This is a genomic window from Pseudomonas sp. PGPPP1 (assembly GCF_002255865.1).
In the GTDB taxonomy this organism is placed as follows: Bacteria; Pseudomonadota; Gammaproteobacteria; order Pseudomonadales; family Pseudomonadaceae; genus Aquipseudomonas; species Aquipseudomonas cremoris.
Map to the genome: position 1 here is coordinate 17530 of NZ_NKIG01000008.1, position 24545 is coordinate 42074.

Below are 24545 nucleotides of genomic sequence, written 5' to 3' on the forward strand. Positions count from 1 at the left end.
TGCGGGAAACCTCAGTCGAGAGTGTCGCTGCTGACATGCCATTTATTCAGCAATGCCACGTAGCTGCCGTCGCTGCGCATGTCGCTGATCACCTGCTGCACGGCAGCGGTGAGTTGCGGGTCGTCCTTGCGCATGCCCAGGCCGGTGAGGATGCGGCTGAATGCCGGCACGCCTTCCTGGAACAGGTCCGGGGCCATCGCCGCGTAGTAACCGGCGGTTTCCACGGTGGTGCCGTAGGCGTCGACCTGGCTGATGCGCAGGGCCTGGAAGGCATCGGTGTCGGTGTTGTAGACCACCAGTTTCATCGGTGGCTTGCCGGCTTTGGCCAGGCTTTCGTTTTGCGTGTCCAGCAGGGTCTTGATGGTGGAGCCGTTGAGCACCGCGACCTTGTGCCCGGACAAGTCATCCAGCGCCTTGATGCCTTTGGGGTTGCCCTTGGACACCACCACCGACTGGCTGGAATACATGTAGTTGACGATGTCGATCACCTGGCGCCGCTCGGGCTTGTCGAACAGTTGGTCGACGATCATGTCGCACTGCTGGGCAAGCAATGCGGGCACCAGGCCGGAGAACGGAATCACCCGCCATTGCACCTGTTTGTCGCCCAGACGCTTGGCGATTTCCAGGCCCAGGTCGACGGTAAGTCCGCGTGGTTTCTGGGCTTCATCGAAGGACACCAGGGGCGGTGAGTCCATCCCCGAGCAGTAGGTGAGTTTGTCGACTTTCTGCAAGCGCTCCGGTACCTGGGGCGCAGCAGTTGCCCATTGGGTACAGAGGCCGAGGGAGAGAGCCACCAGCAAGGCGCGGCGTTTATGCATGACCAGACACTCCAGTTCGTTGGTTAACGGGGCAGGACTCAAAGTCAAAACACGGGCGGGCTTGGGCCCACCTCTGATTATTTTTCCGATTGCAAAAACTGGATCAGCGCCGGCACGGTGCCTTCGATGTGCTCGCGCACCACGGCTTCGGCGCGGGCGGCGTCGCCGGCGCGGATCGCATCGAGGATCACCGCATGTTCCTGGCGCGCGCTGAGGGGTTTGTCGCCGTGCTGCAACCACAGGCGCATGGGCGCTTCCACCAGCGAATAGAGCGCCGAGATTTGTTTCATCAAACGCGGACGACCGCTGAGGCTGCACAGGTATTCGTGGAACGCGCGGTGGCGACTGACCCAGGCGGCGCTTTCGTCGCGGTAATCGTCCATCTCGTCAAGCATGCGTTCCAGCGCGGCCAGTTGGCGCTCGCCGATACGCCCTACCGCAACCCGTACCGCCAGGCCTTCGAGGGCGCTGCGCATCTCGAACACTTCGTGCAATTCATCGATATCCAGGCCGCTGACGACCGCGCCACGATTGGGTCGAAGGGTCACTAACCCTTGAGCATCCAAGCGGCGAAAGGCTTCGCGCACCGGCATGCGGCTCATGCCGATCTCGCTGGCGATGTCTTCGGCAATCAACCGGTCGCCCTTGCGGTAGCGCCCGCTGCAAATGGCATCGAGCAAGAAGTTGTAGGCCTCCTCCTCGGCGGTGAGGGGCTGGCGGTCAACGTAAGTGGGGGCAAATTGCATCGGCAGCACCTTTTGAATTTTTGTATCCAATTATCCACGAATGCAAAAAAGCAGAATGCGTGCCAACTGCCTCAATGCAGAGCCAAGTGATTGATTCGGATGAAATAGCCGGGAATGGCCCATGAGTGAGCGGAAGATGCGCGTAGGAAATTGCTACCAAACGGCTCAGAAAGCGCCCCATCTGTGGGCAGAAGTAACGGGCTGCGGGCATAACCTTAGCTGTCGATGTTCTTATTCCTCACGCCCGCCGATGAGTAGATTGATAGCCACGTGTCTTTTAGAGGATGTGGCAAATGACTGAGTCAGTGGTGTGGGTGGCCGGGGTCGGCGCGGTCGCTGGGCTGGGGGCGGCGTTGGCGCGTCGCTTTGCCCGCGAGGGGTATCGCGTGGCGGTCAGCGGCAGGAGCCTGGACAAGTTGCAGGCGGTGGTCGCGCAGATTGAAGCCAGCGGCGGCAAGGCGAATGCGGTAGTGGCTGACTCCGGCGTTGAAGCCGATGTGCTCGCAGCGATCGCGCAGGTCAATCAGCTCGGTACGCTCAAGGCAGCGATCTTCAATGTGGGCAACGCGGTGTCTGCACCGGCCCTGGAGTTGAGCGCCGAACTGTTCGAGCAAACCTGGCGCGCCTCCACGCTGGGCGGTTTTCTGTTTGCCCGTGAAGCCACCCGCGCCTTGCTCGCCAACGGCGGTGGCAGCTTGCTGTTTACCGGGGCCACTGCGTCATTACGCGGCAAGCCGCCGTACACCGCATTCGCGGCAGGCAAGGCCGGTTTGCGTTCGATAGCGCAGTCGTTCGCCCGTGAATTCGGCCCGAAAAACGTGCACGTGGCCCACGTGGTCATCGACGGCTCCATCGACGGCGAACGCATTAAAAGCCGCGCACCGGAATACCTGGCCAAGCTGGGCGAGGACGGTTCGTTGAAGCTCGACGATATCGCCGATGCCTATTGGTACCTGCACACCCAACCGCGCAGCGCCTGGACCCAGGAGCTGGACCTGCGGCCGTTCAAGGAACCGTTCTGACCTGGAGGTGGTTTTATGGGAACGCACCAGACTCGACTCACCCCCGCCTCCGTGCGCGGCGTGCTCAATTACTTGCAGGACACCGGCCAGCGCCCGGTGAACTACACCTACCCGCCACCCGACGGCGAGGCCCAGCGCAGTGGCGTGCTGGACCCTACCGAGGTGAGCATCCATAACGCACGGCTGTTGGATGAGCCGGCAAGTATCAATCGCCAAGGCTTCGAGCGAATCGATCACGCCAGCGCCGTGGCCAACCTGGAAGATGACGAGCAGGTACGCCTGCATTACTACCCGGAAACCGAAGCCCTGCTCAAACAGCAGACCGGCGCGGTGAAGGTGGTGATCTTCGACCATACGATCCGCGTCGATGACCCTGGCCGCGAAGCACGCGGCCTGCGCGAACCGGTGCGCTACGTGCACAACGATCAGACCGAACGCTCGGCCATCCGCCGGGTGCGCGACCACTTGCCGGCGGACGAAGCCGAACAACGCCTGCTCAAGCGCTTTGCGATCATCAACGTCTGGCGCCCTATCGGCGCGGCGGTCCAGAGCACGCCCCTGGCCCTGTGCGATGCGCGCAGCATGGCCGACGGTGACCTGTTGCCCAGCGACCTGGTGTACCGCGACAAGGTTGGCGAGACATTCTCGGTCAAGGCCAACCCGGCGCACCGCTGGTTTTACTACCCACAGTTGCGGCCGGACGAGGCCTTGTTGTTGAAGATCCATGATTCGCGACAGGACGTGGCCAGGCTGAGTGCGCACACCGCGTTCGATGACCCCACCACGCCAAAGGACGCGCCACCCCGGCGCAGTATCGAATTGCGGGCACTGGTGTTCTTCGACAGCTAAATCAAGGCTTCACCCCGCAACGGATCGCGGCTAACCTTGGCCACCGGCCAAGCCTGCGATCCGCGCTTGCCGAACTTCATGATTTCGGAAGCTGCTGCCACCATGGATATTTCTTCGACGCCTCCCCCGCCCGCCAGCAACAAGGAAAATGCTGGCGGACGCGTTCAGGTCATCGACCGTTCGATTGTGCTGTTGCGCACCCTCTCGGGCCTCAAGCACGGCGCCAGCGCCCTGGACCTGGCGCGACTGACCGGCATTGACCGCACCACCATCCACCGCCTGCTCAAGACCCTCACCCACTGGAGCCTGATCGAATCCCAGGGCGGTACCTATCGCATCGGGCCGGAATGCCTGATCTATTCGGCGGCGTATTTGAACCGCCTGAACCTGCGCAAGATCGCCCTGCCCTACGCGATCGAGTTGCAGCGGGTGATCGGCGAGCGCCAGGCGATTGTGTCGCTGTCGGTGCCGGTGGGCGACCAAGTGGTGCTGATCGAGCGGATGTGGACGCCGACCACGCCGCTCAACGTGATTGTCGACCTGGCCGACCAATTCCCCATCGACGGCAGCCCCAGTGGCCGCGCGGTGCTTGCCACCTACAGCGAAGCGGCAGCGCAGGCGATCCTCGGTGAAGCGCGTTACGCCAAGGCGCGGCCCGCGCTGGAGCAGATCCGCAGCCAACAGGACTTTGCATTTGGCCATGGCGAGTTCAAGCCGGGACTGTCCTCGGTGGCGTTTCCAATTCGTGTGGACGCCGGCCAAGCCATCGGCGCAGTGGTCGTCGCCGGGCTTGAGATGGAAGACGAAACCCACCCCGCCTCGTCCCTGGCCAGCCACGTGCGCCGCGCCTGTGAAGGCATCGCGGCGCAATTGGGCAACCTTTAGGGCTTGAGGTCCAGTGCGGCAAGCAGGCGGTTTTTCTGCACCTTGCCGTAGTGCGAGCGCGGCAGTTCGTCGATGAAGTAGACGCGGCGCGGCACCTTGTAGCGCGACAGCCCGGCGCGGCAGTGGTCCATCAACTGCTGCGCCGACAGTGGCTGCGAACCGTCCACTACCACCGCCGCGCAGACTTGCTCGCCCCACTCCAGATCCGCCAGGCCGAATACGTGCACGTCCTGCACACCGGGGTGGCTCAAGAGGTTCTGCTCGACCTCGCCGGGCTGCACGGATTTGCCACCCGTGCGGATGATGTCCTTGCAGCGCCCCAGTACCTTGAGCAACCCATCGATACCGATGCAGCCCAGGTCACCGCTGCGCAGCCAGCCGTTGTCGAGCGTCTTGGCGCTGAGGGCTTCAAGCTTCCAGTAGCCGCTCATCAATTGCGGGCCGCCCAGCAGGATCTCGCCGAGGCCATTGGCGTCTGGCCGGTCGATGCGGATGGCGGCGCTGAACAGCGGGCGACCGACCACGCCTTCACCACTGTCGCCGGTCGCACGCACCGCTTGCATCTGCGCTGGCGAGAGGTAGCAACTCCAGGGTGCCTCCGTCATGCCGTAAAGCACGCCGATACGTTCGCTGAACAGGCGGCAGGAGCCTTCCAGCACTTCGCCGGTCAACGCGGCAGCGCCAACATCCAGGCTCTTGAACGCCGGTAGATCGGCCGGCGTCGAACCGGTTTCACGCAGCAACCGCAGCAGTTGCGTCGGCACCAGGGAACTGAACGCCACGTTGTATTCAGTGAGTTGGGCGATGAAGGTCTTGCCATCGAAACGCCCACCGAGCACCACCTGGCCGCCGCTGAGCACATGGGCGAACACCGCCACCGCTGCAATCGGCCACAGCGGGCGCACATTGAGCAGGACATCCCCCACGGCGGCGCCTCGGCCCATGACGATGTTCTGCAACACCGCGCACAGGCTGGCATGCCGGTGCATCACGGCCTTGGGTGTGCCGGTGGTGCCGCCGGTGTAGTTGAGCGAGGCCAACGCCTGGGGCGATTGCGCGGGGCGTGTGGCGAGATCGCCGGCTTGAGTGTCGGTGACGGCCTGCAGTGGCAGGCAACGAATGCCCAAGCCGTGCGCCACCTCGGCGTACGCCTCGGAATACAGCAGTAAGGCGGCGCCCGCATCGTTGAGTTGGGCGACTAATTCGTCGGGCGCCAGCGCCGGGTCCAGCGGCACGCGCACGCGGCCGGTGGCCATGCAGCCATAATCGGCCAGCAGATAATCGAGGCAGGCGTCGGCCAGCAAAGCCACCCGCGCACCGGCCGGGATGAGCAATTGATCCAACGCCTGGCCGACGCCGCTGAGGGCGCGATCGAGCTCGGCAAAGGTCAGCGTTTTTTGGCTGGCGGCTTCATGCAACGCGACCCGGTCTGGCCATTTGAAGGCTGCCTGGCTCAGCAGCGTACTGATATCCATGCTTACCACCCGCTCAACACAATGCGCCCAGTGACCTGGCGTGATTCCAGCAGCGCATGGGCCTCGGCCACTTGATGAAACGGCAGCACGCGGTCGATCAGCGGCTTGACCTGCCCACCTTTGATCAACGCCAAGGCCACGCGCACCTCTTCCAGGGTGGCACTGCCTGAGCCCTGCAGCCGAATTCGCCGACCGATCAACAAGCCGGGGTTGACCGGCACGCTGGCGGGCGCGACGTTGCCCAACACCACCACGCGACCACCGAGGGCCATGCTGCGCAGGGTGTCTTCAAGGGTGCTGCCGAGGTTTTCCATGGCCACGTCCACACCGCGCTTGCCGGTGAGTGCCCACACCTCGGCGCTGTAGTTGCCGTTGGCGACGATGACGTCATCAGCCCCCAGGTTGTGCAGGAGCTCGCGCTTGTCGGCGCTGCCGGTTACGGCGATCACCCGTGCACCATAGGCTTTCGCCAGTTGAATCTGATGCACTCCCAGGCCGCCGCTGGCACCGTTGATCAATACCGTTTCACCGGGCTTGAGCGCGGCTTCACCGAGCAGCGCGCGCACGCTGGTGCCGATTGGGCAGGAGGCCAATGCGGCTTGGACGTAATCCAGGCCATCCGGCAGTTCAATCGCGGAAATCGCCGGCACTCGCAGGTATTCGGCGTAAGCGCCTTCGGTGTCTACCGACGGCAGGCCGAGGGCGCGGCACAGGTCTTGGCGACCGCGCAGGCAGTCGCGGCACTGGCCACAGAAGCGGCGCTGATACACCACGACCCTGGCGCCAATTGCCAAATGATGCACGCCAACACCCACCTCGACCACTTCACCCGCCACTTCGTGGCCCAGCACCACGCCGGTGTGCGCCCCCGGGAGATGCCCGGCGCGGTGCAGCAAATCATGGTGGCAAACCCCGGCTGCCTCGACCCTGACCAACACTTCACCCGCGCCAACCTGCGGGGTGGGCACCTCCTCGACCTGCAATTGCTCCGGTCCACCGAAGGCTTTTAGAACTATGGCTTTCATCTTTTATAACCGTTTCTGACCCGATAAGAATATGTTCATATAACAAACATATTGTTTGCATTGTGCACATGCTTTAAGTTTTCCTCACTTTGACGCGGACCTCAAGGGGCAATCGCGTCTTTCTTTCACACCGGATGAAAAGCCCTTCATGACAGTCGAATACCAACCTATTGGCGATGGCATCCTGGTGGTCACGCTTAACCGCCAGGAGCGCCTCAACGCGCTGGACAGCCAGGCCAAACACGAATTGGCCGAGGTCTGGCAGCGTGCCCAGGCCGACGCCGGCGTGCGCGCCATCGTGTTGCGCGGTGCTGGGGAACGAGCGTTTTGCGCCGGCTCCGACCTCAAGGAAATTGAAGCCACGGGCGAGACCGTCAGCAGCGACGTGTTGGCCCGTGCCCTGCCCGGCGTCGGCAACGACCTGAGCAAACCGGTGATCGCCGCATTGCATGGCCACACCCTCGGCCTGGGCATCAGCCTGGCGATTCATTGCGATTTCCGCATCGCGCGCCATGACACGCGTTTTCACTTCCCGGAAGTGCAGCACGGCATGTTGTCCGGCTTCAGTGCAATCACCCTGCCCAGCCTGATCGGTGAAGCAGCAGCCCTGGACATCATGCTCAGCGCACGCAAATTCGACGCCCAGCAGGCCCTGGCCCTCGGCCTGGTCAACCAAGTGGTGGACGACGCCTACGCCAGTTCACTGGAACTGGCCGCACGCCTGGCCAGCCACTCCGGCAAGGCGGTGGAGTGGACCAAGATTTTGCTGCTGGCCGAACGCAAGGCCCGCCTCACCCGGCAGATGGCACTGGTCGACCAGGCCCGCCAGGACGTGATGCTGGGGCGCTGACCCCACCCCCATAACTAGAAACAGCCAACACCTAAGCCTCCCCAGTACTGTCAGGAACTCCCACCACCAGGAATGGAAAGCGGCACCTAAACATTGGAGCCTCACCATGTCTCGCCCTTACACCCGCTTTCGCCCCAGGCTCAGCCTGCTGACTGTCGGCATCCTTGGGCTGTGTGCCCAACACGCGGCCCAAGCTGAAGAGAAATCCCTGAGCAGCGACACCGCCCTGCAAACCGTGGTGGTCACCGGTGCCCGTGACAGCGGCCGCACCGTGGCCAAGAGCCTGGCGCCGATCGACGTGATCAGCGCCGACGACCTCGCCCGTTCCGGCAAGCAGAACCTACGCGATGCCCTGGCCGCCAGCGTACCGTCCTATACCAACGCAGCAGGTTTTACCGGCGGCACCGGGCTGTCGGTCAAATCCGCAACCCTGCGCGGCCTGGGCGGCAACCATGTGTTGGTGCTGGTCAACGGCAAGCGCCGCCACAACACCTCGCTGATCTTTGTGCAGACCGCCGCCACGTCCAGCGGACAGTCGCCTGCCGACCTCGACCTGATCCCCATCGCGGCGGTAGACCACGTCGAAGTGCTGCGTGACGGCGCAGCGGCGCAGTACGGTTCGGATGCAATCGCGGGGGTGATCAACATCATCCTCAAGCGCAACCATTCCGGCGGCAGCGGCAGCGCCTTGTACGGGCAATACGCCAACCGTGTGGGTGGCAAGGGCAACTTCGGTGCGCGGGGCCAGGGCCAGGTCAACCAGGGTTTCGAGTTGCCCAATGACGGTTTCTTCAGCCTCAGCGCCGACGTCGGCATCCAGGAAAGCTCCAACGTGGCCGGCGCGGTGCCGGATCGCACCAGCATCTATTTCCGCCAGAACGGCCAGCCCGACCCGCGCGAGACCAGCGAGAGCCGCTATCGCCAGCAGTTGGGCCAGCCGCGTTCGCAAACCTACAACTTCGGCTACAACGCCGAGTTGCCGCTGAACGAGGACTACACGCTGTACTCGTTCTCCACCCTCAGCCATCGCAACTCCACCAGTTGGGGCACCTACCGCACGGCCAACTCGCCACAGAACATTGTCTCGGTGTACCCGGACGGTTTCTCGCCGCGTTTCGTCGTGGAAGAAGACGACTTCCAGAGCGTGTTCGGCGTGCGCAACGACGACCTGCTCGGCTGGGCCTGGGACCTGAGCACCAGCTATGGCTACAACAACGCCAACACCCGCAACGAACGTTCGCTGAACCCGTCACTGGGGCCGAACAGCCCGCAGAATATGGACGGCGGCAACCTGATCGCCAGCCAGTGGACCAACAACCTCGACCTGACCCGCGCGTTCGATACCGGCTTGTTCGCCAAGCCACTGAACGTGTCCACCGGACTTGAGTTCCGCCGCGACGGCTTTGAGATCCAGGCCGGCGATTACGCCTCCTATGCCGACGGCGGCTATGTGTTCCCGGCCGGCAGCCCGTTGGCCGGTCAACGCCCCAACCCCGGCGCGCCTGGGCTGGTGGGTTTCACCCCGGCGGACGCGCATAACTACTCGCGTACCAATACCGCAGGCTATGTGGATTTCAGCCAGAGCGTCACGGATAAGTGGGACGTAAGCCTGGCCGGGCGTTTTGAGCACTACAGCGATTTTGGCGACACCGGCAGCGGCAAGTTCTCTACTCGCTATGCGTTCACTCCACAGTTCGCCATGCGCGGTACGGTGAGCAACGGTTTCCGTGCGCCGTCCCTGCAACAGCAGTTCTATTCGTCGTCGCTGACGGCCTGGCGCACCAGCCCGATCACCGGGCAACTGGAACAGGCGACCACGCGCTACGTGACGGTCAACGACGCCGCCGGCCAGGCGTTGGGCGCCAAGCAGCTCAAGCCTGAACGCTCGATGAACTACAGCCTCGGGTTTGTCGCCACGCCCACCGAGAACCTGGACGTCACTGTCGACCTGTACCAGATCGACATCAAGGACCGCATCCTGCAGACCAGTAACCTGCAGGGCACTGCCGTGTCCAACGTGCTCGCTGCCAACGGCCTGAACCCGAACCAGATCGTCTCGTACTTCGGCAACCTGGCCGACACCCGCACCCGCGGCATCGACCTGGTGGCGGACTATCGCTATGACCTGGGCCGCTACGGCAAGACCAAGTGGACCTTGCTCAGCAACCAGAGCCTGCAGACCATCGAGAAAATCAAGGAGCCTGCAGCGCTGGCCGGTACCGGTGTCAGCGCCGTGGGCCGGGACCGCCAGGGCAACCTGACCTCGGCGTATCCGAAGAACACCACCTCGCTGAATGCCGCCTGGCAACTGGGGAATTTCGAGGTCAATCTCAAGGAAACCCGTTACTCCAAGGTCACCGGGCGCAACCAGATTGCGGCCAGCCGCGATGAAGTGGTCAAACCGGCGTTCATTACCGACCTGAGCGTGGGTTACTGGTTGAGCGACACCGTGAAAGTCACCGTGGGCGGCGAGAACATCTTCGACAAACGCCCCGAGCAGTTGAATGACGAGGCCAAGCGCTTCTACTTCTTCCCCACCGACAACCCGACCTACAGCTGGTACTCCCCCTACGGCCTGGAAGGCGCGTACTACTTCGCTAAAGTCGACGTGAGCTGGTAATGACTAACTTCGAACGCCCGCAAGCAGCCTTCGACCAGCGTCTGTACCGCAAACTGGCGTGGCGGATCATGCCGTTCCTGTTCCTGTGCTTTGTGCTCAATTGGCTGGACCGGGTCAACATCAGCTTTGCGCACTTGCAGTTCAAGACCGACCTGAACATCAGCGACGCCACGTTCGGCATCATCGTCGGGGTGTTCTCCATCGGCTACCTGCTGTTCGAGATTCCCAGCAACCTGCTGCTGGAAAAGATCGGCGCCAAAAAAACCATGATGCGCATCATGGTGCTGTGGGGGCTGGTGACCATCGCCACCGCGTTTGCCCAGACCCCGTCGCAGTTCTATGTGCTGCGGGTGTTGCTGGGGGCGGCCGAAGCCGGGTTCTTTCCGGGGGTGATCCTGTACCTCACCTACTGGTTCCCGGCCAGCCACCGGGCGCGCATCACCTCGCGCTTCATCATGGCGATTGCGGTGTGCGGGATTATCGGCGGGCCGCTGTCCACCAGCATCATGGGGCACTTCGCAGGCGTCGGCGGGTTTACCGGCTGGCAATGGCTGTTCGTGATCACCGGCATTCCGCCGGTGCTCGCGGGGTTGTTCGCCTGGTACTGGCTGGACGATAAACCGGCGTCGGCCAAGTGGCTGAGCGCGGATGAAAAAGCCGCCATCGAACGGGCCCTGGCCCATGAACGCCAGCAGCGAAAACCCGGCGGGCATACGCGTTTTGTCGAAGCGCTGAAGGACCGCAAGGTGTGGTTCATCACCCTGGCGTACTGCCTGACCATCATGTGCACCGGCAACGTCACCAATATCTGGGCGCCGTCGATCATCCGCGATTCGGGAGTGAGCAACCTGGGGCAACTGGGCTTGCTGTCGGCCCTGCCCTACGTGGTTGGCGTGTGCGCAATGTTGTGGGCGTGCCGTCATTCGGATGTGCACCAGGAACGGCGTTGGCACTTCGCGTTGGGCGGCCTGACGGCAGCACTGGCGATGCTGGTGCTGCCCAACTTCCTGTTCAGCCCGTATTCGGCGATTGCCGTGCTGACCCTGATGACCAGCGGCTACCTGGTGGCCACGGCGATTTTCTGGACTATCCCCACGTACTACCTGTCGGACCATGCCAAGGCCGCTGGCCTGGCGCTGGTCAATTGCTGCGGGCAGATCAGCAGCCTGCTCACGCCGATCATGATCGGTGCGATCAAGACCTCCACCGGCAGCATCAGCCTGGCGCTGTACATCGTCGCGGCGCTGGTGGCTGGCGGCACATTGATCCTGTTGTTCGGCGTTCCACGCAGCGCCCTGCGCGACGCTTCCTGACCTTTCTGATGGACACTTCCATGACCGACTACCTTGCCCTCGCCCACCAACTCGCCGCGCAGATCCAACCCGGTGCCGCCGACCGCGACGCGGGCCGGATATTGCCGTACGCCCAGCTCGACCTGATCCGCGAGTCGGGCCTGGGCGCCGCGCGGGTGCCCACCGAGTTGGGCGGCGGCGACATCAGCCAGCTGCAAGTAGCGCAGATTTTCATCACCCTGGCCAAGGCCGACCCGAGTGTGGCGCAGGCGTTGTTCCCGCACTTCGCGACCGTCGAGCATCTGCGCCTGATCGCCAACCCGGCGCAACAGCGCGAGTACCTCGGCGCGTTTGCCGAACGCCAGTTGTCGTCGGGGGCGATTGCCGAACGCAGCGGCACCTTTCGCGGTGAGATCCACACGCGCCTGGAGCGTCGCGGCGACCAACTGGTGCTCAACGGCAGCAAGTTCTACAGCACCGGATGCCTGTTTGCCGACCTGCTGAAAATCCAGGCGGTGGACGAGTCCGGCAACGCGGTGTACGTGATGCTGCCCGCCAACACCGCCGGCATTACCCTGCTGGATGACTGGGACGGCATGGGCCAACGCGTTACCGCCAGCGGCAGCACCTTGCTGGAGAATGTGCCGGTGCGCCCGGAGCAGGTGATCCCTCTGGCGCAGTGGTACCAGCGGCGCAACTACATCGGCGCCAGCGCGCAGTTGATCCACTGCGCCCTGGATGTCGGCATCGGCCTGGCCGCGCTGGATGACGCGGTGCACTGGGCCCGCAGCGGTACGCGCCCAGTGCGGGAAAGTGGCGTGGATTCGGCACGCAACGATCCGTACATCCTGCACACCCTTGGCGACTTGGCAGCACGTATCCACGGGGCCGAAGCGCTGGTAGAAAAAGCCGCTGGCGCGGTGGACCTGGCGGCGCGTACGCAGTTGCAAGGGTTGGCCGAGGGCGAGGAACTGGAGGCAATCCTGGTGAAATCCTCGATTACGGTGGCCGAAGCCAAAATTGCCTCGACCCGTGCCGCTTTGTTTGTGTGCGAGCGCCTGTATGAGGTCGGCGGTGCCGCTACCACCCAGTCGCGCTACAACTTCGACCGGCACTGGCGCAATGCGCGCACCCACACCACCCATGACGCCCTCGCCTACAAGTACAAGGCGATTGGCGACTACCTGCTGAACGCGAAAGCGCCACCGATTGCGTTTACGTACTGAGCCCTTGTTATGTCAAAGCTACCGATGGTCCTGCTGTTTCTGTGCGGCACCGTGTCCGCCGCCGAGCCTTGGGCGGACCTGGATGCACAGATCAGCCAGGTATTGCCCGGCGTCATAGAACTGCGTCACGCCATTCACCAACAACCGGAGTTGGGCAATCGCGAATTCCACACCAGCGAGCGTATCGCTCAGCGCCTGCGCGAACTGGGCCTGGAGGTGCAGACCGGCATCGCCCACACCGGCGTAATCGGCGTTTTGCGCGGTGGCAAACCCGGCCCGGTGGTGGCGATTCGGGCGGAGCTGGATGCGCTGCCGTTGACCGAGCAGACCGGGCTGCCCTACGCCTCGACGGTGCACAGCAAAGATGAAGGCGGGGATTTTCGCAGTCGGGGCAAGGAGGTTGGGGTGATGCACGCCTGCGGTCATGATGCGCATATGGCCATGGCGCTTGGGGTCGCCGAAGTGTTGGCGGCCCACCGCGAGCAACTGCCGGGCACGCTCAAGTTGATCTTCCAGCCGGCCGAGGAAGGCCCGCCACTGGGCGAACAAGGCGGCGCGCAATTGATGATCAAAGAAGGTGCGCTGCAGAATCCGGTACCGGCGGTGATCTTTGGCATTCACGTAACAGCGGGGACAGCGGGCACCTTCACCCTCAGTCGGCAACGCACCACGGCGGCGGCGGATACCTTTGTCGCGCACATCATCGGTCGCCAGACCCACGCCGCGTTCCCGTGGACTGGCATCGATCCAGTGCCGGTGGCGGCCCAGGTGATCCTGGCGTGGCAGACCATTCCCAGCCGCCAGTCGAACCTCAGCCTGTTACCGGCGCCGGTGATTTCCGTGGGCCGCATCGAAGCCGGTGACCGTCATAACATCATCCCCGCCGAGGTGCGCCTGGAAGGTTCGATTCGCACGGTCAGCGATGAAAAGCGCGAGGACGTCCTTCAACGCATGACCCGCACCGCCGAGAAAATCGCCGAAGCCTCGGGGGCATCGGCCAAGGTCGAATACCTGCCCGGAAACTACCGCGCCGGCTACAACAACACGGCGCTGGTAGACCAGTTGCTACCGGTGCTGCAACAGGTGTCGACCACCCCGGTGCGCATCGACAACGGCACCTACGGCGCCGATGATTTCGCCGAGTACGCGCGCCAGGTGCCGGGGATGTTCATGCGCATGGGCGTGACGCCGCCCGCGCTGGAAGGCAAGACCGTCTGGCCGACGCACTCGCCGGGTTTCCAGGTGGATGACCCGAGCCTGGCCGTAGGCATTCGTGCGTTGAGCCGCATGACCTTGAGTTACATGGCAACCGCAGGTTCTGCTGAATAAATGATGGTTTGAGCGCTGTCGGCGGCGACGGATTGTCGGGTGAAGTAGGTGTCGCCTTCGTCGGTCAGAATCTCGTAGTCGACTTTGCGTGTAGCGCTGGCGTGTTTGATGATCTTGAGCACACGCTGGAATTTCACGTTTTGCGTGCCGTTCTGATTCGGCCCGGTGAGTACGCTGACGTTCTGGAACCAACCGGCGTGTTTCTTGTGGGTGACCAGGGCGCTGGTCATCGCTTCGAAGCGCTCAAGGCGGGTGAAGCCCCACAGGGTCTGTTCCTCGACGGTCGCATCCGGCGTGGCTGCACCGGTAAAGACGAAGAGGTTGATCGCCGGGCTGTCTTCGCAAAAGAAGTCGTAGGGGACCAGGCCGTCGACCATTTTTCTGCCGGGCACGAAACCCTTTTTATGCACCTGAAACATCGCCACCTCCACTCAATCAGTGATGGCAAGTCTAATCAGGCGTGACGTACAGGGCGGTCAAGCCAATGTAATGTCGTGTAAAGATCGCGCGCTGTGCAGGTTGATCTCAACCGTCAGACCACCGTCCACCTCGTTGCGTGCGACGATGCTGCCGCCGTGCATTTGCACGGCCCTGGCCGCGATGGCCAGGCCCAGGCCAAAGCCTACGCTGGCATCGCCCACGCCGCGTTCGAAGGGGTGAAAGATGCTTTGCAGGCGGTCGTTTGCGACGCCTGGGCCTTGGTCGGTGATGCGCACGTTCAAGCGGTTGCCTTCGGCGCTGGTCTGGGCCGATACCCGAACCGTGGAGTCCTGGCGGGTATAACGAACGGCGTTGCGGATCACGTTTTCGAAACAGCGATACAGCAACTCGCCGCTGACACAGGCAATAAACGGCGGGCAGGCTTGCAGCTCGACGCGACAGCCTTTGATCGCGGCTTCGAACTGCGCATCCTCGACAATCATTCTTAGCAATTCGACGATATCCAGAGACTCGCGCTCGATGCTTTCGGGCCGGCCCTGAAGACGTGCCAGGGTCAGTAACGCCTCAATCAGCGTGTCCATACGCTCGGATTCGCGCTCAATGCGTTCGAGCATTTCCACCCTTGTGCAATCCTGGCGAAACAAACCGATGGCCGCCTGAATGCGCGTCAGCGGGGAGCGCAGCTCATGAGAAATGTCATGCAACAATTGTTGCTGGGCACTCACCAACACCTTCAATTGGTTGGCCATACGGTCGCAATCTTCGGCCAAGTCGACGATTTCATCGCGACGCTTGCCCATGGCGGGCTTGACTCGGGTTTCGAAGCGCCCTTGGGCAGCATCGCTCATTGCACGGCGCAGGTGAGCCAGCGGCCACGCCAGGTAATAGGCCATGTAACCACTGAATAGCGCACTCATCACCGTACCAATGATCAGCGGGATCTCGTGCCAGGGCCGACCGGGGTCCTTGCCAGGTGCATGGGTGGAACGAATCGACAGCACCAGGCCTTCCTTGCTGATGACTGATCGTTCATGGGCCACGTGGGTAACCGGTGCCCCAACCAGCAGTTGGCCTGCACTGTCATAAACGCCGATGCCCTCGTCGGACGGGCGCTCCCACACCGTAAGGAGCTCGCCAGCCGCCTCGACACCGAATTGCTGCAGTAACTTCTCCTCAGCCGACAGGATGGCTTCCACATGGGGGTCGTTTGGGCGGAAACGACCCAACTCCAGAACGCCAATCCCCACCAGGAACGTCAACGTCGTGGCCAGCCAGAACGCCAGGAACAGTTTCCAGAACAACAAGCTGGGCTTGGTCATTCGGCAATCAACAAGTAACCGAGGCCGCGCACGCTCTGGATCCAGGCCTTGGCGTCCGGTCGCGGCCCGAGCTTTTGCCGGATGCTGCTGATATGCACGTCGATGCGCCGGTCATAGCGGGTCAGCGGGCAACCGAGGGCGTTGAGCGACAGGTCCTTTTTGCTCACCACCTGGCCGGCGCTGCGGGCCAGTTCTTCGAGCAGGCTGAATTCGGTGCTGGTCACCCCCAACTCGACGCCGTGCCACAGGGCCTGGCGTTTGCCGGGCCAGAGCACCAGCGCACCGGTCCTGATCACTTCCGTGGTCGGCTGGCCCACCGGCTGCACCCTGCGCATGATCGCGCGCAGGCGTGCGACCAGCTCGCCTGGGGAGCTGGGCTTGGGCACGTAGTCATCGGCGCCGAGCTCAAGCCCGGTGATGCGGTCGATGTTATCGCCACGGGCGGTGAGCAACACCACCGGCACCTGGCTGACGGCACGGATGCGCCGCAGCACCTCGATACCCGAGCGTTTGGGCAGCATGACGTCCAGCACCACGATGCTGTAGCGCCCCGACAGCGCCTCGACCTCGCCCTCCTCGCCGGTGTGCACAGCGGTCGCCGCAAAGCCTTCGCTGGCCAGGTATTGGCTCAGCATGGCTGTCAGTTCCTGGTCGTCGTCGACCAACAGTACGCAGATCATCGCGGGCTCGTCAGTGGGGGGCTGCGCATTATCAGCCTTGCGTGAGGGTTTCTGGCCAACCTTTACCTAACTTGACATTCGGTTAACCGCACCAAACGCCTGGCGCTCTTAAGCTGGATGTTCACCAGTCCGGCCGCGCCGGCGCTGCTTGTCGATGTGTTCTGGAAAAGATCTTGATGAATTTTTCGCGCCTGCTCTGCTCGGTTGCGCTGCTGCTCAATGCCTCTGTGGTACTCGCCCAAGGTTTCAAAATCTCGGATATCCGAATCAACGGCCTGCAACGGGTGTCGGCAGGCAGCGTGTTTGGCGCTCTGCCGCTCAATGTTGGCGACGAGGCGGATGACCGGCGTTTGGTGGACTCCACCCGTGCGTTATTCAAGACCGGCTATTTCCAGGACATCCACCTGAGCCGCGAAGGCGATGTGCTGATTATCAATGTAGTCGAGCGTCCTTCGGTTGCCAGTATCGAGTTCGAGGGCAACAAGGCGATCTCCACCGACGATTTGATGAAAGGCATGAAGCAGTCTGGCCTGGCCGAAGGCGAGATTTTCCAGCGCGCGACCCTGGAGGGTGTGCGCAACGAGTTGCAACGCCAGTACGTGGCCCAGGGGCGTTATTCGGCCTCGGTCGACACCGAAGTGGTGGCCCAGCCTCGCAACCGGGTGGGCGTGAAGATCAAGATCAACGAGGGCGAAGTGGCGGCGATCCAACACATCAACGTGGTGGGCAATACGGTATTCCCCGACGATGTGCTGCTTGACCAGTTCACCCTCAAGACCAGCAACTGGCTGTCGTTTTTCAAGAACGACGACAAATACGCACGGGAAAAACTCACCGGCGACCTGGAACGGCTGCGCTCCTACTACCTGGACCGTGGCTATATCAATATGGATATCGCCTCGACCCAGGTCTCCATGACCCCGGATAAAAAGCACGTCTACATCACCGTGAATATCCAGGAAGGCCAGAAATACACGGTGCGCGATGTGAAGCTCAGCGGCGAGCTGAAAGTCCCGCAAGACCAGGTTCAGTCGTTGTTGCTAGTGCAGAAGGGCCAGGTGTTTTCGCGCAAGCTGATGACCACCACCTCGGAGCTGATCACCCGCCGACTGGGCAACGAAGGCTACACCTTCGCCAACGTCAACGGCGTGCCCCAGGCGCACGATGAAGACCACACTGTCGACGTCACGTTCTCAGTCGACCCCGGCAAGCGGGCGTATGTCGACCGGATCAATTTCCGTGGCAATACCAAGACTGACGACAAGGTGCTACGCCGCGAAATGCGCCAGATGGAAGGTGGCTGGGCGTCGACCTACCTGATCGACCAATCCAAGGTGCGCCTTGAGCGCCTGGGCTATTTCAAGGAGGTGAATGTCGAAACCCCGGCGGTCGCAGGTGTGGATGATCAGCTGGATGTGAACTACGCCGTGGAGGAACAAGCCTCCGGCTCGATCACCGCCAGTGTCGGTTTCGCCCAGAGCGCGGGCTTGATCCTCGGTGGCTCGATCACCCAGAACAACTTCCTCGGCACCGGCAACTACGCCAGCCTGGGGCTGACGCGTTCGTCGTACCAGAGCAAGTACAACATCGGTTTTACCAACCCCTACTTCACCGCCGACGGCGTGAGCCTTGGGTACAACGCGTTCTACAGCAACACCGATTACAACAAGTACTACGACGATGGGGTGTCGTATTACTCGATCAACAGCTATGGCCTTGGCGCCACCCTCGGTTACCCGATCAACGAAACCTCGCGCCTGAGCTTCGGCCTGACGGTGCAGCACGACAGCATCGAGCCAGGCACCTACAGCGCGGATGAGATCTACGATTTTGTCGAACGTGAAGGCAAGGAGTTCACCAACTTCAAGGCCAACCTGGGCTGGTCGGAGTCCACGCTGAACAAGGGCGTGCTGCCCACCCGTGGTTACTCGCAGAACCTCAACTTGACGACAACCGTGCCGGGTAGCGACCTGAGTTTCTACAAGATCGACTATACGGGGCAGGCCTACATTCCCGTCACCAACTCCACCACGCTGCGCTTTCATACCAAGCTCGGCTACGGCAACAGCTATGGCTCGACGGACGGTCTGCCTTTTTACGAAAACTACACTGCGGGTGGCGAGGGATCGGTACGCGGCTTTGAAAGCGGCACGCTCGGGCCGCGCAGCACCCCGGCCACCGGCGCCTATGCGAGTGCTGGCCAAGCGTACTACTCAGACCGGGACACCGATGCGCTGGGCGGCAATATCCTGATCACCGGCGGCGCGGAGTACCTGTTTCCGGTGCCGTTCATCAAGGACAACAAGTCGGTGCGCACTTCGCTGTTCTGGGACGTGGGCACGGTGTATTCGGACAAGTGCTACCTCAGCTCCACGCAAGGTTGCGGCAGCGTGGACCTGAGCCAGATGGCCAGTTCGGTGGGGGTGGGGGTGACGTGGTACAGCCCGTTGGGACCGTTGAGCGTGAACCTGGCGTACCCGATCAAAACGCCTGAAAACGCAGATAAGCAGGTGTTTCAGTTCTCTATGGGGCAGACGTTTTGAAGACGATAACCATTCCCAGTAGTTATAAGGCGTTCGGGTATGGGACCAATTCTGACACCTTCTTCATAAATGGAACCCTGCAACCGACCTAAGATCCACTCATGTATGTATTTCTATTTCACAGCACGGTAGGGTCCCATGAAACCTATGCCCCTCGTCGACGCCAAGCACGCTGGCAACACTGAGCAGGCGGTGTATGCACCCGTGTCAGGATCGTGGCGATCACACAGATCCCACCTGACCCTGCACGACTTTGAGAGCTGTCGGAACACCGAATCAGGCGCTGTTTTCATCGTTGCCTCGGGCATGTCGGCCAAGTCGTTTCCACTGGAACAATTTGCGCACGTGCCGATGATTACGATGAACGGTGCTATTTCGATGTTTTTGGGCACCGACATCAAACCGTGCTTTTACGCGTGCACCGACGATAGCTTCTCGGAACAACAGCCGGACTTATTCAAATACGCAATGGCTGTCAGCCAGAACGTCGCGCTTTGGGAAGATCACGCACGCTCGTCGGGCATTCGCCCTTCAGGAGCTCTTTACCCGCTGTCCAAGGCCAAACGCCCCTCCTGGCTCGACGCGATGCGAGGCAAGCACACGGCGCTGGTTACCAACCACCCTTTGCCAGGCTCTGGCCAACGCCCTCTGGGGTTCAGCAAGGACATGAGCGAAGGTTTCTTTGATGCAAGAACCGTGGCCTACGTGACGCTTCAGTTGGCCTACCACCTCGGATTCTCCAAGGTGTTTATGGTTGGCGTTGATCTGAACGAAAAGTCTGGAAGGTTTTATGAAAACCGCGAATCCGCTCATTCCCCTTGCGGCCTGGACCAGCACTATTACACCCGCATACTGCCGTCGTTGGAGTTGATGTCACACAAGGTCATGGGGGATGACTTCAGGGTCTATAACCTTTCTGATTGTTCAAGAATTCCGGAGAGTGTCGTTCCTCGCGTGACGTTGGCACAAGTTGAGGCAATGCGCCTCTAGGCTTCATGGAAGATGAAGGCTTGCATGAGCGGTGAGCTTTTCAAGAAACCGGCTCACCGTACTTTTCTGATCGACGCCTTGGCGGGTAATGCAATGAAAGGCTGACGAATAAGCCAAGCGTTGCGGCATGATCGATCGAAGCCTGCCACGCTCAACCCAACTTGCGGCGTAGTGCGTGGGCAGATAACCGATGTAGGTGCCGGAGAAGATCAGCAACGCGATCGCCTCCATGGAAAACGCGCTGACCGCGCTGGCGAACCTGAGCTCGCACGGGCGTTTGTTCTCGGCGACATACCCTCTGTCGACATAGTCCGCTGCACTCAATTCTTCATAGGTCAGGTTCTGGTCCAGTCGCGGGAAAAATGGATGCCCGCTACCGCAATACAGGTGCTGCTCCTCTTCGAACAGCGCTTGATAGTGAAGCCCGGACAAGCGGTGGTGAAACGCGCCGACAGCCACCTGGATACGCTCCTCAAGCACGGCCTGCTCAAGCTCGTCGGGGCGCATGACGTGCAAATCGATATGCACGCCAGGGAGTTCTGCGCGCAGTTGGGCAATGGCCGCCGGTACCGGGCTGTGTTCGAGGGTGATCAGGCTGTCGACGGTGCCGATGCGCAACAACTCCCGATGGCGCCCACTGAGCATCGCCGTACGCTGGCGAAAATGACCGATGTTGGCGAACAGTTCCTGGGCGGCGGCGTAGGTTTCTTCACCCTCTTCGGTCAACTGAAAACCGCTTTTCCCGCGTTTGCACAACGAATAGCCGAGCCTGACCTCAAGGTCTCGAACCAGCACGCTAAGGCGCGACAGGCTGGTGTTCAACGGAACCTGTGCCGCCGTAAAACCACCGGCATCCACAATCGCGCAAAAAATACGCAGCATGCGCAGGTCCACATCCGTCAAATTCACCAGCATGCTGCCTGCTCCTCGTGTGGTGGGGGCCAACTCATCAGCCGCTCATGACGCCGCCGCCATTGACGCCGAGTATCTGCCCAGTCATGAAACTGGCCTGCTGCGAGGCGAGAAAGATCACCGCAGCGGCAATCTCTTGCGCCGTACCCAGCCGCAGCATCGGGTAACGCAGCGCCTCTTCACGAATATAAGCCTCGCCCAGCCGTTCGACCATCGGCGTCAGCGTGCCGCCAGGGGCCACGCCGTTGACCCGTATGCCATGGGCCGCCAACTCTCGCGCCAACGACTTGGTCAACGCAATGATTGCGCCTTTGGCAGCGGAATAATGGCAGAGATTCGCGCACCCGAGTTGCCCGAGGTCGGAAGCGATATTGACGATGGCGCCACTGCCCTGGCGTACCATCAGCGCCGCCGCCGGCTTGCAAAATAAAAACGCCCCGTAGAGATGCACACGGATCATCCGGTCCCACGCCTCAAAGCTCATCTCGCTCAGCGGCGACTCCTGCAAGAACCCGGCATTGTTGACCAGTACATCCAGGCGTTCGAGCCCGGCGAAGGCGCGCTCCGCGGTTGCGGGGTCCGACACATCACCCAGTGCCAAGCGCACGTGCACACCTTTCTCCTTCAGTTCATCGGACAGACTCAGCAGGGCCGGGCTCTCGTGCAAATCGTTGAGAACGGCGAGGCTGCCTTGTTCGCCGAGCGCGACCGCGACCGCACGGCCAATGCCTTGGGCAGCGCCGGTTACCAGATAGGTTTTCATCAATCACCTTGGCCTTCAGATCATTAGTAAGGATGCTGTTCCAGCCACTGCGCATACATCGCAATGCCTTCGTGCAGATCGAACTGCGGGCGGTAGCCCAGTTGTTCGCCCGCCGCCGTGACGTCGAACCGCGCGTTTTCATCCAGCACGCCCAAGGTGCCAGGGCCGATGCTGAGCTGGGCATGGGGATAGACCTTGCGAATGCGCGCCGCGACCGACCGGTAACTGTCCTGTTCACCGGCCGTCACATTGAACACCCGCTGTTGCAGGCGTTCTTCCTGCACGCTGGCCGCCAGCACACACGCGTGGGCGACATCCATCACATGCACGTATTGAAAGCGGTAGTCGCCGCCCTCCTCCTCATGCCACGGCGCGTTATCGATCGCACTCCTGAGCATGCTCTTGAGGTAGCACTGCATGAACTGGCCAGGCCCGTAGATCCAGCCCGGGCGCAACGACACTACGCTGACCTGGTACAGGTCGCTGTAGACCTGGCCGAGTTTTTCGGTAAACACCTTGGTACAGCCATACGGCGTGGTCGGCTCAAGCGGTGCGCGCTCATCGATTACGCCCATGTCCCGATTGGGGCCGTAGGCGCATTCGGAGCTGAGGTTGACCACTCGGGAGATACCGCTAAGCCGGGCGCACTCAAACACATGGGTGGTGCCCAGTGCATTGGTCAGCACCGTTTGCAGAGGTATACGCCGCGAGTCCACCGGGTGCGAGATCGCCGCCGTGTGGATGATCGCGCTGATCGGCCGGCTGCGGCAGCTTTCCAGCAAACTGGCCAGGTCGGCCAGGTCGCCTTGCACGTAACGATACGCAGCGTGCTCGATCGCGCACACCAGGCTGCGGTCATACCCCACCACTTCATTGCCCTGAGCCAATAGTTGGCGCACCACTTCCTGGCCTAGAAACCCGTTGGCTCCGGTTACCAATATATTCATGACCTGCCCTCAGTAAGGATGCAGCGGCATGGCCAAACCGCCCGCCTGCCAGTGTGAATAGACGTCGTCAGGCGTGCAGATCCACGCATCGTCATAGCCTTGAATCTGCTGGATCAGCCGCTCCAGCATGGCGATACGCGAGGCGCGCCCAATCAATTGCGGGTGCATGGTCAGGATGAAATGACTGCCGTAGTGACGCATGCCTTCCAGTTCCGCCGACCACAGTCGAAAGACCTTGTCCGGGTCTTCGATCACGCTGCCAACCGCAGGCTCTGCCGAATAGGCAAACTGCTCCCAGTCATCGAGCAACCAACTGACGGGCAGCTCCAGCAGGCCCTTGCCAGCGCTGCCGACGCGGTACGGCCGGTCATCGCCCATCAAGCTGCTGTCACTGTGAAAGCCCAAGGCAATCAGCGATTCAACAACGTCCGGCGTCAACTCCCACAGCGGTGCGCGGTAGTGGGTGACTGGCCGGTTGATGAGCGCTTCGAGCAGGGCCTTGGAGTCCTTGAGAATCTGCAGATTCTGCTCTGGTGTCTGTTCGTCGACACGCTCATGGAAGTAGCCGTGGCAACCTATGCCATGGCCCGCTGCGGCAATGTTGCGTACTACCTGCGGGTCGATTTCGGCCACGCGGGCGGGAATGTAGAACTGCGCCCGAACACCGTAGCGGGCCAGCAACTCCAGCAAGCGCGGCACGCCAACGCGGCGTCCGTAGGCCCCCATCGACAACAGTGAAAGCCGGCGGCCGCCGAGGCTGGACGGTTCCCAGGCACTTTCTGCATCCAGGTCAAAACTCAAGGTCACGGCAAAGCGTTTGTTGTCAGGCCAGTGAGTCATTCATTCGGCTCCTTCACGAGCGACGCTTGATTGAGTCGGCAAGAATGCACAGCAACTCGAACATCATGGTTGCGCCCACCAACGCCGTGGCCCCGCCCACGTCGAAGGGTGGCGACACTTCCACCACATCGGCGCCCACCAGGTTCAGGCCCTGCAGGCCACGGACCAGTTGCTGCGCCTGCAACGTGGTGATGCCGCCTATCTCGGGGGTGCCGGTGCCAGGCGCAAACGCCGGGTCCAACACATCGACATCGAAGGTGATATAGGTCGGCTCATCACCGACGATACGGCGCGCCTCGGCTATCGTTGCGGCCACGCCGATGTCGGCGAACTCCTCCATGTGGATCACGCGGATACCGCAGTCCTTGGCGAAGTCTTCGTCTTCTGCCGAATAGATTGAACCGCGAATACCAATCTGCACCGTGCGTTTAGGGTCTAGCAGCCCCTCCTCGATGGCCCGGCGAAACGGCGTGCCGTGGGTATAAAGGTTGTCGCCGAAGTAACGGTCGTTGGTGTCGGAGTGAGCATCGAAATGCACCATGCCGACAGGTCGGTCCCGGGCAATCGCGCGAAAGATCGGCAACGTCACCAAGTGATCGCCACCCACCGACAGCGGCACCGTACCGGCCTCATGGACCTCTCGATAAAACCCTTCGATGCGCTTGAGCGAATCGAGCAGGTCAATCGGGTTGACAGGGGCATCGCCCAGGTCGCCGACCCGCACCAGGTCGTAGGGGGCGATGTGACTGACGTGGTGAACCTTGCGCATCATGCTCGACTGGTTACGCACCTCTCGCGGGCCATGCCGGGCGCCGGCGCGGTTGGTGGTGCCACCGTCCCAAGGGATCCCCAGCAAGGCAATCTGCACATCGGCCGGGTTGGAGAATATCGGCAGGCGCATAAAGCTCGGGATACCGGCAAACCGGGGGATGACCGCGGCGTCCATGGGTTGCGGAAAATCTTGGGGCATCGG

At 61.9% G+C, this 24545-nt stretch carries 21 protein-coding genes and 1 pseudogene; 10 read left to right on the forward strand and 12 right to left on the reverse strand.

Annotation, left to right across the window (positions count from 1 at the left end; all coding sequences use genetic code 11):
* Positions 1–11 precede the first annotated feature (11 nt).
* A complete protein-coding gene (locus CFE47_RS11530; protein ID WP_286837113.1) occupies positions 12–818 on the reverse strand; it encodes an ABC transporter substrate-binding protein in 807 nt (268 codons plus the stop codon).
* 77 nt (positions 819–895) lie between these two features.
* The gene (locus CFE47_RS11535) at positions 896–1564 is read right to left on the reverse strand and encodes a GntR family transcriptional regulator (RefSeq protein ID WP_286837114.1); all 669 of its coding nucleotides are present in this window, start codon (positions 1562–1564) and stop codon (positions 896–898) included.
* 293 nt (positions 1565–1857) lie between these two features.
* Here CFE47_RS11535 and CFE47_RS11540 point away from each other — a divergent pair, with 293 nt between their 5' ends.
* The 3 genes from CFE47_RS11540 to CFE47_RS11550 all read left to right on the forward strand — a co-directional run bounded on the left by CFE47_RS11540 (position 1858) and on the right by CFE47_RS11550 (position 4320).
* Positions 1858–2586: an SDR family NAD(P)-dependent oxidoreductase gene (locus CFE47_RS11540; protein ID WP_185704245.1), complete on the forward strand. Its 729-nt coding sequence runs from the start codon at positions 1858–1860 to the stop codon at positions 2584–2586.
* A 15-nt stretch (positions 2587–2601) separates the two neighbouring features.
* Positions 2602–3435: a CmcJ/NvfI family oxidoreductase gene (locus CFE47_RS11545; RefSeq protein WP_286837117.1), complete on the forward strand. Its 834-nt coding sequence runs from the start codon at positions 2602–2604 to the stop codon at positions 3433–3435.
* Between the two features lie 102 nt (positions 3436–3537).
* A complete protein-coding gene (locus tag CFE47_RS11550) occupies positions 3538–4320 on the forward strand; it encodes an IclR family transcriptional regulator (protein WP_286837119.1) in 783 nt (260 codons plus the stop codon).
* Here CFE47_RS11550 and CFE47_RS11555 read toward each other — a convergent pair.
* Positions 4317–5795 carry a class I adenylate-forming enzyme family protein gene (locus CFE47_RS11555; RefSeq protein WP_286837121.1) on the reverse strand — a complete coding sequence of 493 codons (1479 nt, stop codon included), beginning with the start codon at positions 5793–5795 and terminating at the stop codon, positions 4317–4319. The genes CFE47_RS11550 and CFE47_RS11555 overlap by 4 nt on opposite strands.
* Positions 5796–5797: 2 nt before the next feature.
* Positions 5798–6820, reverse strand: coding sequence for an alcohol dehydrogenase catalytic domain-containing protein (locus CFE47_RS11560; RefSeq protein ID WP_286837123.1), 1023 nt, complete (start codon positions 6818–6820; stop codon positions 5798–5800).
* Positions 6821–6968: 148 nt separating this feature from the next.
* Here CFE47_RS11560 and CFE47_RS11565 point away from each other — a divergent pair, with 148 nt between their 5' ends.
* The 5 genes from CFE47_RS11565 (at position 6969) to CFE47_RS11585 (ending at position 14137) form a co-directional block, all read left to right on the forward strand.
* Entirely contained in the window at positions 6969–7670 is a 702-nt protein-coding gene (locus CFE47_RS11565; RefSeq protein ID WP_286837124.1) for an enoyl-CoA hydratase/isomerase family protein, read from the forward strand.
* A gap of 106 nt (positions 7671–7776) precedes the next feature.
* Positions 7777–10290 (forward strand): TonB-dependent receptor plug domain-containing protein, encoded by a 2514-nt coding sequence (locus tag CFE47_RS11570; protein ID WP_286837126.1) that lies wholly within the window; start codon positions 7777–7779, stop codon positions 10288–10290.
* A complete protein-coding gene (locus tag CFE47_RS11575) occupies positions 10290–11603 on the forward strand; it encodes an MFS transporter (protein WP_286837127.1) in 1314 nt (437 codons plus the stop codon). The genes CFE47_RS11570 and CFE47_RS11575 overlap by 1 nt, the downstream gene beginning before the upstream one ends.
* A gap of 20 nt (positions 11604–11623) precedes the next feature.
* Positions 11624–12808 carry an acyl-CoA dehydrogenase family protein gene (locus CFE47_RS11580; RefSeq protein WP_286837128.1) on the forward strand — a complete coding sequence of 395 codons (1185 nt, stop codon included), beginning with the start codon at positions 11624–11626 and terminating at the stop codon, positions 12806–12808.
* A 9-nt stretch (positions 12809–12817) separates the two neighbouring features.
* On the forward strand, positions 12818–14137 hold the full coding sequence (locus CFE47_RS11585) for an amidohydrolase (RefSeq protein WP_286837129.1): 1320 nt from the start codon (positions 12818–12820) through the stop codon (positions 14135–14137).
* Here the strand turns inward: CFE47_RS11585 and CFE47_RS11590 are convergent.
* From CFE47_RS11590 to CFE47_RS11600, 3 genes are read right to left on the reverse strand one after another with little or no spacing between them, the layout of a single operon-like run.
* Entirely contained in the window at positions 14107–14556 is a 450-nt protein-coding gene (locus CFE47_RS11590) for a hypothetical protein (RefSeq protein WP_286837131.1), read from the reverse strand. The genes CFE47_RS11585 and CFE47_RS11590 overlap by 31 nt on opposite strands.
* A 57-nt stretch (positions 14557–14613) precedes the next feature.
* A complete protein-coding gene (locus tag CFE47_RS11595; protein ID WP_286837133.1) occupies positions 14614–15897 on the reverse strand; it encodes a HAMP domain-containing sensor histidine kinase in 1284 nt (427 codons plus the stop codon).
* Positions 15894–16577 (reverse strand): response regulator transcription factor, encoded by a 684-nt coding sequence (locus tag CFE47_RS11600; RefSeq protein ID WP_286837135.1) that lies wholly within the window; start codon positions 16575–16577, stop codon positions 15894–15896. Before CFE47_RS11600 ends, CFE47_RS11595 begins: the two co-directional genes overlap by 4 nt.
* A gap of 154 nt (positions 16578–16731) precedes the next feature.
* Here CFE47_RS11600 and bamA point away from each other — a divergent pair.
* Positions 16732–19120, forward strand: a pseudogene (gene bamA / locus CFE47_RS11605) (outer membrane protein assembly factor BamA).
* 138 nt (positions 19121–19258) lie between these two features.
* Positions 19259–20110 carry a WaaZ-like lipopolysaccharide core biosynthesis protein gene (locus tag CFE47_RS11610; protein WP_286837138.1) on the forward strand — a complete coding sequence of 284 codons (852 nt, stop codon included), beginning with the start codon at positions 19259–19261 and terminating at the stop codon, positions 20108–20110.
* Positions 20111–20113: 3 nt separating this feature from the next.
* Here CFE47_RS11610 and CFE47_RS11615 read toward each other — a convergent pair whose 3' ends face one another.
* From CFE47_RS11615 to speB, 5 genes are read right to left on the reverse strand one after another with little or no spacing between them, the layout of a single operon-like run.
* On the reverse strand, positions 20114–21025 hold the full coding sequence (locus tag CFE47_RS11615) for a LysR family transcriptional regulator (RefSeq protein WP_286837139.1): 912 nt from the start codon (positions 21023–21025) through the stop codon (positions 20114–20116).
* Positions 21026–21059: 34 nt separating this feature from the next.
* A complete protein-coding gene (locus CFE47_RS11620) occupies positions 21060–21785 on the reverse strand; it encodes an SDR family NAD(P)-dependent oxidoreductase (protein ID WP_286837141.1) in 726 nt (241 codons plus the stop codon).
* A 23-nt stretch (positions 21786–21808) separates the two neighbouring features.
* On the reverse strand, positions 21809–22732 hold the full coding sequence (locus tag CFE47_RS11625) for an NAD-dependent epimerase/dehydratase family protein (protein WP_286837142.1): 924 nt from the start codon (positions 22730–22732) through the stop codon (positions 21809–21811).
* Positions 22733–22741: 9 nt separating this feature from the next.
* The gene (locus CFE47_RS11630) at positions 22742–23572 is read right to left on the reverse strand and encodes a polysaccharide deacetylase family protein (protein WP_286837144.1); all 831 of its coding nucleotides are present in this window, start codon (positions 23570–23572) and stop codon (positions 22742–22744) included.
* A gap of 13 nt (positions 23573–23585) precedes the next feature.
* On the reverse strand, positions 23586–24542 hold the full coding sequence (gene speB / locus CFE47_RS11635) for an agmatinase (RefSeq protein WP_286837146.1): 957 nt from the start codon (positions 24540–24542) through the stop codon (positions 23586–23588).
* Positions 24543–24545 lie beyond the last annotated feature (3 nt).